The organism is Streptomyces sp. NPDC101219 (genome assembly GCF_044767675.1).
Taxonomy (GTDB): Bacteria; Actinomycetota; Actinomycetes; order Streptomycetales; family Streptomycetaceae; genus Streptomyces.
This window is the reverse complement of record NZ_JBIWOK010000016.1, coordinates 105,008-119,826: the sequence shown is the minus strand read 5'-3', so window position 1 is coordinate 119,826 and position 14,819 is coordinate 105,008. Positions and strand designations below refer to the sequence as shown.

At 73.2% G+C, this 14,819-nt stretch carries 13 protein-coding genes, 1 tRNA gene and 1 pseudogene; 10 read left to right on the top strand and 5 right to left on the bottom strand.

Annotated elements, in window-relative coordinates; translation table 11 throughout:
* Positions 1-3: 3 nt before the first annotated feature.
* Both ACIRPP_RS27040 and ACIRPP_RS27035 read right to left on the bottom strand, forming a co-directional pair.
* Positions 4-1,428 (bottom strand): exopolysaccharide biosynthesis polyprenyl glycosylphosphotransferase, encoded by a 1,425-nt coding sequence (locus ACIRPP_RS27040; protein WP_403647866.1) that lies wholly within the window; start codon positions 1,426-1,428, stop codon positions 4-6.
* Positions 1,425-2,630 (bottom strand): glycosyltransferase, encoded by a 1,206-nt coding sequence (locus ACIRPP_RS27035; RefSeq protein WP_403647863.1) that lies wholly within the window; start codon positions 2,628-2,630, stop codon positions 1,425-1,427. Before ACIRPP_RS27035 ends, ACIRPP_RS27040 begins: the two co-directional genes overlap by 4 nt.
* Positions 2,631-3,601: 971 nt before the next feature.
* On the opposite strand from ACIRPP_RS27035, the gene chpG reads away from it, so the two are divergent.
* The 5 genes from chpG to ACIRPP_RS27010 all read left to right on the top strand — a co-directional run bounded on the left by chpG (position 3,602) and on the right by ACIRPP_RS27010 (position 7,034).
* Positions 3,602-3,841, top strand: a complete 240-nt coding sequence (gene chpG, locus ACIRPP_RS27030) for a chaplin ChpG (RefSeq protein WP_403647860.1) — start codon at positions 3,602-3,604, stop codon at positions 3,839-3,841.
* Positions 3,842-4,090: 249 nt separating this feature from the next.
* The gene (locus ACIRPP_RS27025) at positions 4,091-5,017 is read left to right on the top strand and encodes a hypothetical protein (RefSeq protein ID WP_403647857.1); all 927 of its coding nucleotides are present in this window, start codon (positions 4,091-4,093) and stop codon (positions 5,015-5,017) included.
* Positions 5,018-5,243: 226 nt separating this feature from the next.
* On the top strand, positions 5,244-5,528 hold the full coding sequence (locus ACIRPP_RS27020; protein ID WP_403647854.1) for a hypothetical protein: 285 nt from the start codon (positions 5,244-5,246) through the stop codon (positions 5,526-5,528).
* A 212-nt stretch (positions 5,529-5,740) separates the two neighbouring features.
* The gene (locus ACIRPP_RS27015) at positions 5,741-6,184 is read left to right on the top strand and encodes a tyrosinase family oxidase copper chaperone (RefSeq protein ID WP_403647851.1); all 444 of its coding nucleotides are present in this window, start codon (positions 5,741-5,743) and stop codon (positions 6,182-6,184) included.
* A complete protein-coding gene (locus ACIRPP_RS27010; protein WP_403647848.1) occupies positions 6,168-7,034 on the top strand; it encodes a tyrosinase family protein in 867 nt (288 codons plus the stop codon). The genes ACIRPP_RS27015 and ACIRPP_RS27010 overlap by 17 nt, the downstream gene beginning before the upstream one ends.
* Positions 7,035-7,167: 133 nt before the next feature.
* Here ACIRPP_RS27010 and ACIRPP_RS27005 read toward each other — a convergent pair whose 3' ends face one another.
* Positions 7,168-7,452: a chaplin gene (locus ACIRPP_RS27005; RefSeq protein WP_403647845.1), complete on the bottom strand. Its 285-nt coding sequence runs from the start codon at positions 7,450-7,452 to the stop codon at positions 7,168-7,170.
* Positions 7,453-7,707: 255 nt separating this feature from the next.
* Between ACIRPP_RS27005 and ACIRPP_RS27000 the strand changes: the two genes are divergently transcribed.
* Positions 7,708-8,469 carry a ferritin-like domain-containing protein gene (locus tag ACIRPP_RS27000; protein ID WP_403647842.1) on the top strand — a complete coding sequence of 254 codons (762 nt, stop codon included), beginning with the start codon at positions 7,708-7,710 and terminating at the stop codon, positions 8,467-8,469.
* Between the two features lie 559 nt (positions 8,470-9,028).
* Positions 9,029-9,544: a hypothetical protein gene (locus tag ACIRPP_RS26995; RefSeq protein ID WP_403647839.1), complete on the top strand. Its 516-nt coding sequence runs from the start codon at positions 9,029-9,031 to the stop codon at positions 9,542-9,544.
* Positions 9,545-9,711: 167 nt separating this feature from the next.
* Here the strand turns inward: ACIRPP_RS26995 and ACIRPP_RS26990 are convergent, their stop codons facing one another.
* Positions 9,712-10,158, bottom strand: a complete 447-nt coding sequence (locus tag ACIRPP_RS26990) for a hypothetical protein (protein WP_403647836.1) — start codon at positions 10,156-10,158, stop codon at positions 9,712-9,714.
* A 55-nt stretch (positions 10,159-10,213) separates the two neighbouring features.
* On the opposite strand from ACIRPP_RS26990, the gene ACIRPP_RS26985 reads away from it, so the two are divergent.
* Positions 10,214-10,537, top strand: coding sequence for a tyrosine-type recombinase/integrase (locus ACIRPP_RS26985; protein WP_403647833.1), 324 nt, complete (start codon positions 10,214-10,216; stop codon positions 10,535-10,537).
* Between the two features lie 87 nt (positions 10,538-10,624).
* On the opposite strand, the gene ACIRPP_RS26980 is transcribed toward ACIRPP_RS26985, so the two are convergent.
* Positions 10,625-10,700: transfer RNA gene (locus ACIRPP_RS26980), tRNA-Arg, on the bottom strand.
* Positions 10,701-11,021: 321 nt separating this feature from the next.
* On the opposite strand from ACIRPP_RS26980, the pseudogene ACIRPP_RS26975 reads away from it, so the two are divergent.
* Both ACIRPP_RS26975 and ACIRPP_RS26970 read left to right on the top strand, forming a co-directional pair.
* A pseudogene (locus ACIRPP_RS26975) lies at positions 11,022-12,626 on the top strand (dynamin family protein); the annotation flags it as partial.
* A gap of 6 nt (positions 12,627-12,632) precedes the next feature.
* Positions 12,633-14,792, top strand: coding sequence for a GTP-binding protein (locus tag ACIRPP_RS26970; protein ID WP_403647947.1), 2,160 nt, complete (start codon positions 12,633-12,635; stop codon positions 14,790-14,792).
* The last annotated feature ends 27 nt before the right edge of the window (positions 14,793-14,819 follow it).

Below are 14,819 nucleotides of genomic sequence, written 5' to 3'. Positions count from 1 at the left end.
TGGTCAGCTCCCCGTCGGCCGGACGAGTGTGGCGGCGGTGCGCAGCAGGATGCAGACGTCCTGCCACAGCGACCAGGTGTCGATGTAGGCGTTGTCGAACCGCGCCCGGTCCTCGATCGAGGTGTCCCCGCGCAGCCCGTGCACCTGCGCGAGCCCGGTGATGCCGGTGCGCATGCGGTGCCGGGCCGCGTAGCCGGGGTAGGTCTGGCTGAACTGGGCGACGAAGTACGGCCGTTCGGGGCGCGGGCCGACCAGGCTCATGTCGCCGCGCAGGACGTTCCACAGCTGGAGCAGCTCGTCGAGGGAGGTGCGGCGCAGGAAGCGGCAGAACCACGGCATCCGGTGTTCGTCCGCCACGCTCCACCGGGTCGCCGCCTCGTGCGCGTCGACCGGCCGGTGAGTGCGGAACTTCAGCAGCGTGAACGGCCGGCCGTCCCGCCCGATCCGCTCCTGCCGGAACACCACCCCCGGCCCGCCCGTGGCGCGCAGCACCGCCGCGCACACCAGCAGCAGCGGGCTGACCAGCAGCAGCAGTGCCGCGGACACCGTCACGTCCAGCGCCCGTTTGCCGGCCCCGTCCGGGCGTGCGGAGCCCGGGAACAGGCGGCGGCAGGAGAACCCGGCGAGCCGCTCCGGGCAGCCGTGCGACGGCGTGCCCGCGTCGACCTCCCGGACGGCGCAGCCCGACTCGTCCAGCGCCCGCAGCAGCGGCCCCTGCCGCAGCCGGACCGAGGGATGCACGACGAGGACCTCCCGCACCCCGTTCTGGATCAGGGCGCGTTCGACCTCCTCACCGGTGGTCAGCACGGGCAGCCCGGCGACACCGTCCGGGTCCTCCGAGACGATCCCCACCGGCCGCACCCCGCACGCCGGATGGCGCAGCAGGGCCGCGGCCACCCGCCGCGCCACCGGCGCCGGACCCACGACGAGCGCGGCGTGCGGCCGGTGCAGCAGCCGGACCCGCCACCGCCGGTGCACCAGACCGCGCCCCGCGAGGCCCGCCGAGGTCTGCGCGACGAAGCCCAGCAGCAGGGTCGGCGCGGTGAGCGCCTGATGCGGGGCGTACGCGGCGACCAGCGCCGCCAGCGCCAGCCAGACCACCGCGATCCGCCCGCACACGGCGGGCAGTTCGTCCAGCACTCCCGTCACCCGCCCGGCCCGGCGCGGGAGAAGCAGCAGGGACGCGGCCACCAGCACCGCCGAGAGCAGCGCCCCCCGCCGGTCGCCGGTCAGCGCGAGCGCGCCCAGCAGCGCGGCCGAACCGTCCGCGGCCAGCAGGGGCAGCGGCGACCGGGGCCGGGCCGGTGGTCGCCGGAGGGGGAACCGGAAACCGGCGGACGAGCCGCGCGGCGGCATCACCGAGACGGCCGGGTACCCGGTCTCCCGGGGCTGGCCTGCGGGGGTGGGGACGGTGCTTTCCGCGGTCACGAGTGGATCGGCTCCCTGCACTCGGTGGGCACGACGGACGTCACGGGCCCCGCGCCGAGGACTTCGCGGTACAGGGCCGCGACCGCCCGCGTGGTGTGCCGTACGTCGTGCGTGGACAGGACGTGCCGGTGCCCCCGCTCGCCCAGCGAGGCGCGCAGCGGCGGGTCGAGCAGCAGTGCGGTGACGGCGTCGGACAGGGCGGCCGGGTCCCGCGGCGGCACCAGGCAGTGCGGGGCGAGGTCCGGCGGCAGGCTCTCCCGGGCGCCGTCCACGTCGCTCAGCACCACCGGCCGCCCGCAGGCCATCGCCTCCAGCGGGGCGAGCGCCATGCCCTCCCAGCGCGACGGCAGGACGACCAGGTTGGCCGCCCGGTACCAGGGCACCGGGTCCGCGACCGCCCCCGCGAACAGCACCGGCTCCGACGCCAGGGCGCGCAGCCGGTCGCGGTCGGGACCGTCGCCGACCAGCACCAGCCGGGCATCCGGCACCCGCCCCCGCACCGACTCCCACGCGCGCACCAGGACGTCCTGTCCCTTCTGCGGACACAGCCGGCCCACGCACACCACCAACGGGGCCGCCGGGTCGATCCCGGGCAGCCCTGGCAGCACGGACCGGGCGGGCGGAACGGCGGCCGGGGAGCCGGGGGCCGCGGCCGGGCGGAAACGGCCGGTGTCGACGCCGTTGGGGATCACGCGCGTCAGGCCGCGGATCCCGGCCCTCGTCCCGCGCAGCCGCTCCGCCTCGCTGACGCACACGGTCCACGTCGTCCAGCGCGCCGCCCACCGTTCCCAGGCGAGCGCCAGCGCGGCGGTGGCACCGCCGACCGCCTCGAACGACCAGGCGTGCGGCTGGAACACGGTCGGGATCCGCCCCCGGACCGCGAGCCGTCCGGCGAGCCCGGCCTTGGCGCTGTGCGCGTGCACCAGGTCCGGCCGCACCTCGGCCACCAGGCGGGCCAGCCGCCGCACCTCACCGGCCAGGGACGGTCCCGGCGACCGCGTGGTCGCCCACGGCCGCACGTCGGCGCCGAGCGCGCCCAGCGTGGCCGCGAGGGCCGTCCCGGCCGGGCAGGCGACCGTGACCCGCCAGCCCGCCGCGAGCTGAGCCCGCGTCAGGTCCGTCACGACACGGGCGACGCCGCCGTCCACGGGCTGGGTCACGTGCACGACCCGTGGCCGGGGGCCGGTCGGTGGCTTATGCATGCGCGGCTTCCTCGCATACGGACGGGGCTCGGGACGGTCGGGAACGCGCCTCACTACCGGGCGTCGGCGGCGGCGCGGGGCGCGTCGGGCCCTGCCGCGTCCGGCAGGGCAACGAGCCGGACGGCCACCTGGTCACCCGCGGTCCGCGGCACCTGGCCGCGACCGAGCCTGCTCGGGTCGGGGCCGAGGCTGTCCGTATCGGACGGGACGGGCCCGACGGGAGTCCGCTTCGGCCCGGTGATGGCCGCATTCGGGTCGCCCGAACGGAGGTGGGGGCGGGTGGGTGTTCGAGTGGTGGGGTGGTGGCCGGCGGGTGCGGGGGCGGTAGGCGGTGGCGATGCGCAGGGGAGGCGGACGGTGCCGTCCGTATGCGCACGGACACGGCGCGGCAGCGGAACCGGGGGAATGCGCACAGCCGGCGTCACCCTTTCGGAGAGCGCCCCCCGGCCGTCGGCCGATGGTCCGAGCGGCGTCCGGCGTAAGTCAGGGGGCCGTCATGAGTGCGATGCGCCCGTAGGGCAGAGCGTTGGGGGCGCCGCAACTCTAGCCCTTATATGTAAAAACCCCTTCATGTGGGTGTGAGTGTGTCGGAAACCGGACATAAGTGCGGGCTGTCGGGCCGGTTGTCGTGGGCCGCGCATGGGCGACGGCAGGGAGCGCATACGGTGCGGCGGTGGGGGCCGGACGTGCGGCGCGGCGAGCAGGGTGCAGGCCGAACGGTTGAGGGCAGGGCCGGAGAGCGTCGGCCCCGGGGCCTCGGTGAGGCGCCGGACGCGGGGTGATCGGGTCCGGCGCGCAGTCGGGGTGGCGGTCGGCGAGGGAGCGCCGCAGTGAGAAGGCGTGCGGCGGTTGCGGGCGCCGTGCCGCGTCAGATCACTCCTTTGGCGGCACAACCCGGGCAGGCGTGAAGCGTTGACACAACGCCGGGTATCCGCCCGGATGTTGTGTCAACTCCCAAGGAGCACTTCTCCATGTCGCGTATTGCGAAGGGCCTTGCCCTGACCTCCGTTGCCGCCGCCGCCGTCGCCGGCACCGCCGGTGTCGCCGCCGCCGACAGTGGCGCGCAGGCCGCTGCCGCTCACTCCCCGGGCGTGCTGTCGGGCAACGTCATCCAGCTCCCGATCCACGTCCCGCTCAACGTCTGCGGCAACACCGTCAACATCCCCGGCCTGCTGAACCCGGCGTTCGGCAACACGTGCGTGAACGACTGACGCACTTCCGGCACATGAGCAACCGGCCGTCCGCCCGACGTCTCCCCCGGGCGGGCGGCCGGTTCGCGCTGCCCCGGATGGGGGTGGCCGGAGGGCGTGCCGGAGTGGGCGTCGGCACGTCGTCCCACCAGTGGTGACGAAAAAGATCAGCAGACGGGGCGCGGACCTCGGGTATTCGAACGGTTGCGGAGTGTGGTCACCCCTCCCACGGTGGGCACAAGACCCGACGCACCATCGAAAGGACCCCCCATGCGTCTGCCCGCCCGCCGTATCGCGACCACCGCGCTCAGCGCCGCGCTCGTCCTGGGTGTCACCGGACCGGCCGCCGTCGCGGCCGACGGCGACGCGACCCGGGACCGCACCCACGTGTCGTCCCAGGCGCCCGTACCGGAAGCCGACGTGCTGCTCGAGCAGGTCGGCAGCGTGGCCGGTCTCAGCGGCGTCCTCACTCCCGTCACCCAACTCCTCGACGCCGTACTGGAGTCGGACAACGGCCGGCTCACGGACGCGCAGGCGACCGAACTGAGCACCGCCGTCAAGGACGCCATCGCCCAGGCGACAGCCGCCCTCCCGGCCACCTCGCCGTCCCCGACGACGCCGGACACCACGACGCCGGACACCACGACGCCGGACACCACGTCCCCCGAAGCGGTCACTCCGGACACCACGACGCCCGAAGCCGTCACTGGGGACACCACGTCCCCCGAAGCGGTCACTCCGGACACCACGACGCCCGAGGGGGCCGCCCCGGGCACGGCCACGCCCGGTGCGACGGTGCCTGAGGCGTCGACGCTGCCCGCACCGGCGCTGCCCGCGATGCCGGCGGGCGACGCCGAAACCCCCGCCGGCAACCGGGCGAAGGCTCCGTCTGACCTCACGGCCGAGGCGCTCACCGCCCTGCAGAAGGCCGTCGATGCGGTGCTGAAGGCCGCCACCGGCGACGATGTCGCCCAGGTCGTACCCGCCGTCGTCGAAGCGGTGAACGGCCTGGTGAACGTCATCGCCGCGACCCTGGTCGGCAGCGGCCTGCCCGTCCCGAGCCTGGACGGCCTCCAGGCCCGACCCACCACGCCGGACGCGTCGAGCACGGCGCCGTCGACGACCGTGCCGCCCGTGTCCGTGCCGGCCGCCCCTTCGACGGCGGCGCCCTTCACCGTGGCGCAGCCGCCCGCCTGAATCCGCAGGGCCCGTGGGGCCGTTGTGGTGTCTCACCGTCGCGCCGGTCCCCGCCACCGGCGCGACGGCCGTTCCGTTTCCGCTGCCCGAAGGCTCCGTCCGGCGGTGTTTTCGGTGTTCGGGGTTTCCGCTTCGGCCGGGGGTCGTTAGGCAGGGCGTCAGATTGCTCCCCGGCGACCGCGTCCGAAGGATCCGAAGGACCGCGGTCACCGAAGAAAGGACCGTGATGAAGTCCCTGAAGGCCGCCGCTGTCGTTGCCGGCTCGCTCGTCGTCGCGGGCGTCGCCGCCCCCGCGTTCGCCTACGACAGCACCGCCGAGCTGACCCCCACCAGCCTCAATGGCGCCGTCAACTCCCTGACCCGGGGCCCGATCGACGTGATGCCGCTGAAGCACCAGTCCGACGCCCTGAACACCGAGAACAAGGACTCGGCGCTCAGCACGGTGAACGACGCGACCGACGCCCTCAACTCCACCGGCGGTCTCCTCGGCGGCCTGCCCCTGCCGAGCTGAACCGCCGATCCGTCCGGCCGGGGCAGGCGGCCTCCCGACACGGACGGCCCCCGCGGCGGTGACCGCGGGGGCCGTCGGACGGTTACCGCTACGCACGCACACACTCGCGGGAGGAGCACAGCATGGTCGTCAGGGGCAGTGGTCACGGTGAGGGACGGGGTGACGCCACGTCGAGACCCGGCCGGTCCGATGCCGGAGGGACCAGACGACAGGTGGCCCGGGGGCTGCTGGGCGCCGGTCTCGCGGCGGTGTTCGTCCCGGCCGTCGCCTCCTGCACTCCCGGGGCCACGGAGCACCACGCCGACAAGCATCCCGGCGACGTGCCGCACGCCGGCGGCAACGCCTCCCAGGAGGTGGCCTTCGACGAGGTCTACCGGGGCCGCCGGCTGCGCGGCGTCCGGTCGACGACCGACCGCGCGGCCGGCGGTGGCGGAGGGGAGGGCGCCTGGCGGGTCACCGTGGACGGCCGTCCGCTGCACCTGATGCGCCGCGCCGACGGCACCTACCTCACCATGGTCGACCACTACGCGTCGTACCCCACCCCGCTGGCCGCGGCCCGCGCGGCCGTCGACGAACTGGGCCCCGGCCGGCGGCTGCGCGAGCCCGGCACCGGGCACGGGCCGGGCGAAGGGGGCGACCGTGGCGTACACGCGTAAGAACGTGACCGCGCTGACCCGCTCCGAGAAACGGCGGTTCGTCGACGCGCTGCTGGCCGTGAAACGACGCGGCGAGTACGACGAGTTCGTGCGGATGCACATCGACTACTACACGGCGGACGGCGAACGCGGCCTGCGCGCCGCGCACATGACGCCGTCCTTCCTGCCCTGGCACCGCCGCTTCCTGCTGGACCTGGAGAACGCGCTTCGCCGGGTCGACGACTCGGTGACCGTGCCGTACTGGGACTGGACCCGGGACCGCAGCCCCTCCGGCCCGCCTTGGACCGACGACCTGCTCGGCGGCAACGGCCGCCGCCCGGACCGCCTCGTGACGACGGGCCCGTTCGCCTTCGCCGAGGGCAACTGGACCCTGCGGGAGAACGTCACCGACGAGAACTACCTCACCCGGGACCTGGGCCGCTCCCGCGACCCGATCGACCTGCCCACCGAGAGCGACCTGGAGGGGGCCCTGAAGGACCCGGTCTACGACGCCGCCCCCTGGGACTCGACGGCCACGAAGGGCTTCCGCAACAAGCTGGAGGGCTGGGGCAGCGGACGCGGCACCGTCTCCTGGCGCAACCACAACCGCGTGCACCGCTGGGTCGGCGGCGCCATGGTCGGCGGCGCGTCCGTCAACGACCCGGTCTTCTGGCTGCACCACGCCTTCATCGACCTCCAGTGGTCGCGCTGGCAGCAACGCCACCGCAAGCACCGCTACCTGCCGGCCAAGCCGCCGGGCCGGAACAACGCCCAGTACCGCAGGATCGTGGCCCGGCACGAGCGGATGCCTCCGTGGAACGTGACCCCGGACTCCCTGGAGAGCCACGAGCGGATCTACCGCTACGCCTGACGGACCCCGAGGCGGCCCGCGGAGCGTGACGGACATCCGTGAAGCATTCGCTACGCGTACGGACGCGTACCCAAGGGCGGAGCCCCGGCGCTCGAGGTGCCGGGGCTCCGCCCTTGGTGTGGGGGTACGGGTGTCAGTTCCCGTAGCCGTTCCCGCCATGGCCGGGGTGGCCGTGGCGGTCGACGTTGACGCAGGTGTTGCCGAAGGCCGGGTTGAGCAGACCGCCGGCGTTGACGGTGTTCCCGCACAGGTTGACCGGCACGTGGACCGGAACCTGGATGGCGTTGCCGGACAGGACGCCGGGCGAACCGACCGCCTTGCCCTGGGCGCCCGCGTCCGCCATGGCCCCACCGGCTCCGGCCAGCACCACGGCACCCGTGCCGAGAGCGACACCGGCCGCCTTCGCGATGCGCGACATCACGTTCTCCTTCTGATCGTTGAGCGCGGCGGCACAGGACGCTGCCACGCTCCCCGTTCAACGCGGGGGGACGCGGCGGGTCACGGCGTCCCGGCAGGTATCACCCTTTTTGAACAGTTGAGCCCACAGTGCCCGCCCGAACGGTCCGCCGGACCGGCGGACGCCCGGAAACCGGGAACGGCCGGCAGCCTCACGGGCGTCCCCCTCACCGGGGGCTCGACGGTCGCGCCCCCCGGGGAGGTGGAGGTGGAACGGGTGCGCACGGCGGACTTCGCCCGGTGGACCGGGCGGTTCGAGGACGAACGCGAACGCAGACGGGCCCTGGGCGACCCGGACTGGGACCTGGGCGCGACGTTGCCCCCGGCCGTCTGGGCGAGCATCCAGCGCTTCCAGGTGGGCGAGGACGGCGACGGCGGCAACCTCGTCGCCAAGGCGGCCGAGGCCGACGACCCCGACTACACGCGGGCGGTCCGCCTCTTCGTCGCCGAGGAACAGAACCACGCCCGCCTCCTGGCCCGGCTGCTGACCGCGGGCGGCCGGCCGACCCTGCCGGGCCACTGGAGCGACACGGTCTTCGTCCGGCTGCGGCGCCTGATGGGCCTGCGCATGGAACTGCTGGTCCTGATGGTCGCGGAAGTCGTCGCCCTGCGGTACTACCGCGCCCTGCGCGACGGCACCACCGACCCCCTCACCAGGGAGGTGGCCGCCCGCATCCTCGCCGACGAGGAACGCCACGTCCCCTTCCACTGCGACCGCCTGCACGCCTCCCTGACCGCCCTGCACCGCCCCCTGCGCCGCCCCGTCATGACCCTCTGGCGCCTCCTCCTGCTCACCGCCGCCCTCGTCGTCGCCACCGACCACGGCCGAGCCCTCCACCACCTTGGCCTCACCCGCCACCGCTTCGTCTCCGACGTCCGCGCGTCGTCGGGGACGGTCGTCACGGCGGTACTGGCTCCCGGCCGCGCCACGGATGCCGCCCGGGAGCAGGGTTGTACTCCCGGGCCTATTGCTGAGTGAACACCTGCCACCATCGACGCCTATGGGTTGCGCAGGGCGAGCGTGTCAGACCGGCCTTGTCGTCGGGCTGTCTCGAGAGACGGGCGCGCGGTGACCTGCTCAAGCCGTACCTCGGTCCTTCGACGCTCCGCAGTCCTTCGTCGCATTGCCGCCGTCCGCGACAATCTGCACTGCCCTCGGAGGGCGGGGAGCTGACACCTGTCGGCCGGCGGAGGGCGGCGCAGACGCCGGATCCTGCCGGTCACCTCCCGCAAGGCAGCCCGCATATCAAGGGCCTGGGCAAGCTTCGATACGTCCTCGAGTAACCCTGCGCCCTCCTCCGCACGTTCAAGCATCTCGCCGTCCGCTTTTCCGCGTAGCCGCAGGCGGGGGAAGACTGGACAGAAACGCCCTCTCAGCTGGTAGCCCATGTAGTTGCTCCTGTTCGCCCGGCGTAAGGCTTCGTTGTGAGGAGAGCACGCGTCGGCCATCGTTGATTGGCGCGGGGGGTCTGGTATCGCCCCGGCGATCGCGCGGAATCTCGGTGGAGCCGATGGGGGGCTGCGGTTATGTTGCGCCGGTGACGCTCACCGATGCCGAGATGACCGCCCTACTCGCGCCTGCCGGGCTTCGTTTCATACGCCGATGGGATGACGGCGAAGTGCGCCTTCCCGCTCTGCCGCCGGGCTACGGCCCTGCGAGTGCTCTGCCCGAGCATGGTCGGTTCGACGCACCAGCGGACGAGATCGCCGACGTGAACGCTCCGGAGATGCCCGAGAAGGTCAATACCGGCTGGTTTCGGATGGCCGCGACGTACGGGCTCTTCGACAGCGACCGGGAGTTCCTGCTCGGGGTCAACTATGCGGGGCCGGATGAGGAGCCAGCCAGCCATCACGCCTGGGCCCAGGTTCGGCTCCTGGATGACTGGGACCTGGTGGCCAGTGAAGTCGACCAGCTGCGGAGCTGGTTCGCGGCCCTGTTCACGACGCGGTTCGTACCCGAGTTCTCGGCCGTCTCCCTCGACGGCCGGACGTCGTTGACCACCACCGTGTGGGGCAACGGCACGGTCAGCTCCATCGCCATCCGGCCATCCTGATCAGAAGTGTCTTCTGTGACGTCGATCCAGAAGACATGGATGGCTGACCTCTTCGTCCCGAAGCAACTCGGGTGGGCGCTCGACCACAGGCCGGAGCCCCTTACCTGCTGCGATGGTCCGCAGATGCGTGCAGGTGTCTGCCGCTGTCTGTTGGCGCTATCACGCAGTCAGACACTCAGGGTGCTTGATCTCAGGCCACCGCTGCCAGCTCCATGGCGTTCGTAGAGCCGCTTCACTTGGTTGACCCAGAAGCCGAACTTCTCATCGGCCGATGCGCTCATGGGCAGAAGCTGGAGCTCCTTGGCCAACTGATAGAAGCCAGAGCCGGCGTCGTTGGCACCCAGGTAGTTCACCAGGGCCGAGAGCATGAGAGGCGGGTCTGAGGGGGCGATCTCCTGGTCTCGTTCCACGATCAGTCCGAGCAGATGCCCCATCGCGGCCCGCTCGTCAGCACGCTCGAAGTCGAAGGGACGGCAACCTGTTCGTCTGGCCAGAGTCACGCTGAACTCGGTGTACGAGGTGAGCTTGCCCAGCTTTGCTCGCTCGATGAGAAAGCCATGACCGGCATGTGCCAGCTCGTCCCATTCACTGTCCGCGCGGCCGTATCCAGACATCCCCGCCCCCTTGAGACACATCGATCCGTGAGCGGGAACGTACAGTGTCGGCGCAGTGCCCACAATCGCTCGATGGGCTAATCACTGCTGCTCCGGGTCACGGCGAGACACACCCCATCTTGGCACCCCGATCGAGCCTCGGAACCTGAACCGGCACTTCTACCCGATCCGCGAGCGGCTGGGCCTGGAGGTCCGGTTCCATGACCTCCGGCACACCTGCGTGACGCTGCTGCTCGGCCTCGGCGTCCCGCCTCACAGCGTCCGCGACATCGTGGGGCCCAGCGCACTGGACGTGACCATGAACATCTACGCGCACGCCGACATGACGGAGAAGCGGGCCGCTCCGGACCGGCTGGGGGGCCTGCCGGCCGTCGAGTGACGGGGCCGTTGCCGTCAGCGTTGCCGTCAGAGACACGAAACGCCCTGGAGGGAAGATCCCCTCTGGGGCGTTCTGGCTGGTGGCGGGTGGCGCCCCCGGCAGGACTCGAACCTGCGGCCAAGCGCTTAGAAGGCGCCTGCTCTATCCACTGAGCTACGGGGGCCGGTTGTGCTGGCCTGCGTCGTGGTGCCCTGGTGGGGGCGGACCGTGACGGTGCCGGGGACAAGGATAGGGCTCCCGCATCCTCGTCCCTGTCGCCTCGCCTCCGTGGCTCGATGTGGAGGTTGAGTGAAGCGGTCCTGATAATCGCAGGCAGGTACGAATCGTGCATCGATTTTGGGTGCCGTGCGCAACGGGTGTTGTGCACTCGTTATGCCTGGACCGCGCCCGTGTCCCAGTCGTCCCTTCCATCCCTTGTGTGCGATCGGCGCGCAGACATGCTCATATGCTTCAGAATTCCCCTAAAATTGGGCATTCTTCCCATGTGGTGACCTTGGACGTACGGCCTCAGCTGCTCGACGCACTCTCCGCCCTGCGCGAGCGTGTCGCCGCCGCACGCTTCCCGCTGCCCCTGACGGGCGCTCCACGCGCGCGTGCCAACCGCGACGAACTGCTCGCGCAGCTCGACGACTATCTGGTGCCCCGGCTGAGAGAGCCGCAGGCCCCGCTGCTCGCCGTCGTCGGAGGCTCCACCGGGGCGGGGAAGTCCACCCTGGTGAACTCGCTCGTGGGCCGCCGGGTCAGCGAAGCCGGGGTGCTGCGGCCGACGACACGCACACCCGTGCTCGTCTGCCATCCGGAGGATCAGCACTGGTTCAGCGGGATGCGCGTGCTGCCCGACCTCACGCGCGTGTGGGTGCCCCAGCAGGAGCCCACGGACGACCTGCTCCTCCCGGGCGAGAACCCCGCACGCGTCCTGCGCATCGAGACCGCGGAGAGCCTGCCGCCCGGCCTCGCCCTTTTGGACGCGCCCGACATCGACTCCCTCGTCACCGACAACCGGGTCCTGGCCGCCGAACTGATCTGCGCGGCCGACATCTGGATCATGGTGACGACCGCCGCCCGGTACGCCGACGCCGTGCCCTGGCACATGCTGCGCACCGCCAAAGAGTACGACGTCACCCTCGTGACCGTCCTGGACCGTGTGCCGCACCAGGTCGTGGCCGAGGTCTCACGGCAGTACGGCGCCCTGCTCACCAAGGCCGGACTCGGACATGTGCCCCGCTTCACGGTGCCCGAGCTGCCCGAGTCGGCCTGGGGCGGCGGCCTGCTGCCCGCCAGCGCGGTGGCGTCGCTGCGGACCTGGCTCGTCCACCAGGCGCAGGACCCGGCCGCCCGGAGCCAGGTCCTGGCCCGCACCGCCCACGGCATCCTCGACTCCCTCTCCTCCCGGATGCCCGAGCTGGCCGGCGCCGCCGCCGCCCAGTACGCCGCCGCTCTGCGGCTCACCGCCGCCGTCGAGAGCGCGTACGACAGGGAGCACGCGCGGGTGCGCGGGCGGCTCCAGGCCGGGGCCGTCCTCGCCGGGGACGCGCTCAAGCGGTGGCGTGCCTTCCCCCTCGACTGCACGGCGGGCGAGCTCCTCGACACCCTCGTGGAGAGCCTCAGCGCGCTGCTGCTCTGCGCGATCACCGCCGCCGACGAGCGCGTCGACGACGCCTGGCGGCGGGAACCGGCGGCCGACGCTCCGGAACTCGGCGGGCGCGACGGCCAGGCCGAGAGTCCCGAGCACCGGATCGGGCTCGCCGTGCGGCGGTGGCGGCGCGAGCTCGAGGAGTACGCCGAGGAGGAGGTGCGCGAGCTCGACCGCAACCTCGCCCCCGAACCCGAGACGGTCGCCGCCCTGGTGGCCACGGTGCTGCTGGGCGGCCGGCGGACCCGGACGGCGGGCGAGCGGCTCGCCGAGTGGATCGGCGCGCACGGCGCGCTGCGGCTGCGCGATCGCGGCGGGCGGCTGCTCCTGGAGCACATGGACCGGATCATGCACACCGAGCGCGAGCGCCGCCTCGCCCCGCTCGACGGACTCGACGTGCACCCGGAACCGCAGGCCGAACTCATCGCCGCGTTGTCCGTACTGCAGAAGGAGAGGTGCCCGGTGACCGCCGTCACTGACCAGGACCACACCGAGCACCCCGAGCATTCCGAGGACGCACAGCGTCCCGAGCCCTCCGACCGCGCGGAGAACGCGGACGAGGGGTCCCGCCGGCCCGACACGACGGACGGCGCCGGCGGCTCCGACGACCCCAGGGGCGGGAAGGGCCGCAAGGGCGGCAAGGGCACGACGGAGGACGCGGTACGGGGGGACGAGGCCACGCAGCCCGCGAGCAGCGGCGACGGCGCCGGCAGCGGGGACGCCGACGGTTCCCGGCGCGCCGAGCGGACCGGACGGCTGGCCCGCTTCGGGCGGTTCGGGCGGTCGGGGCCTGCGGACGAACGGGCTGACGGCGACGACGGACGCCGGGCGAAGAAGAAGGGCCAGGACGGCCCCGACGCGACGGACGACGAGCCCGCGCGTGCGGCCGTCGGCGAGCGGGACGACGCCGCCCAGGGGCCCTGGGACGACGGACTGATCGCGCGGCGGGTGAACGCGGCCGTCGCCGGGACCGAGCAGCGTCCGGCGCCGGAGACGAGGGCGCCCGCGTCCCAGACCGTCACCCCCCTGACGTACGACCCGCCCCTGCGGTCACGCCTGGAGGCGCTGCGCGAACTGGTGGGCCTGTCCCGCACCCGGCTCGACAGCGGGACCCTCGCCGAGGCGGGCCGTGTCCTCGACGAGGCCACCGCGCGGCACCGCCTCTCCGGGCAGCACACCGTCGTCGCGATCGCGGGAGCCACCGGCAGCGGCAAGTCGCAGTTGTTCAACACCCTCGCCGGGGTGACCATCTCGGAGACCGGCGTGCGGCGCCCCACCACCGCCGCACCCATCGCGTGCAGCTGGAGCGACGGCGCGGCCGGCCTCATCGAACGCCTCGGCATTCCGCCCCGGCTGCGCCGCCGCCCGTCGCAGGCCATGGCGGACGCGGACGACCAGCTGCGCGGGCTGGTCCTGGTGGACCTCCCCGACCACGATTCGGCGGCCGTACGGCACCGGGAACAGGTCGACCGCGTGCTGTCGCTGGTCGACGCCGTCATCTGGGTCGTGGACCCGGAGAAGTACGCCGACGCCATGCTGCACGAGCGGTACCTGCGGCCGATGGCGGCCCACGCGGAGGTCATGTTCGTCGTCCTCAACCAGGTCGACCGGCTGCCCGGCGAGGCCGCCGAGCAGGTCCTGGACGATCTGCGGCGGCTCCTCGACGAGGACGGCATCGCCCTGGGGGAGTACGACGAACCCGGCACGACCGTGCTGGCGCTCTCCGCGCTCACCGGGGAAGGCGTCGGCGAACTGCGCGAGGCGCTCGGCCAGTTCGTGTCCGAACGCGGAGCGGCGGGCCGCCGGATCGCCGCCGACGTGGACATCGCGGCGGCCCGCCTGTGGCCCGTCTACGCCACACGCAAGCGCTGCGGGCTGAGCGAGGAGGCCCGGGACGAGTTCTCCGCCCGGCTCGCGGACGCCGTGGGCGCCACCGCGGCGGGCGAGGCGGCCGAACGCGCCTGGCTGCGCAACGCCAACCGCGCGTGCGGCACGCCCTGGCTGCGGCTGTGGCGCTGGTACAACGACCGCGGCGAGCCGCCCACGGGCCGCCACTCCCTGCGCACGCAGCAGCCCGACGAGGAGGCCACGGCCCGCCAGCGTGTGGAGCAGGCGGTCCGGACCGTGGCCGAGCGCGCCTCGGCCGGACTGCCGGTGCCCTGGGCGCAGGCGGTGCGCGAGGCCGCGGTACGGGGTGCGCAGGGGCTGCCCGAGGCGCTGGACGAACTGGCGGCCCGGGCCGGCCTGCCCCCGGGGAAGCCGCCCCGGCCCGGGTGGTGGCCGGCGGCCGTGCTGGCCCAGGCATCCATGACGGTGCTTCAGTTCCTGGGCGGGCTGTGGCTGCTGGGCCAGATCATCGGGTTCATGTCGCCGAACCTGGGGGTGCCGGTGCTGCTGATGCTGATCGGCATCATCGGCGGCCCGCTCATCGAGTGGAGCTGCCGCATGGCGGCCCGCGGCCCGGCCCGGCGGTACGGGCAGGACGCGGAGAGACGGCTGCGGGAGGCGGCGGCCGGGTGCGGACGGGCCCGGGTGCTCGACCCGGTGGCCGCGGAACTGTTGCGGTATCTGGAGGTGCGGGAGCAGTACGTGCGGGTCGTGGGGACAGCCTCGACCCGGTGAGGCGGGGGCGGGCCGCCGCCCCGGCGG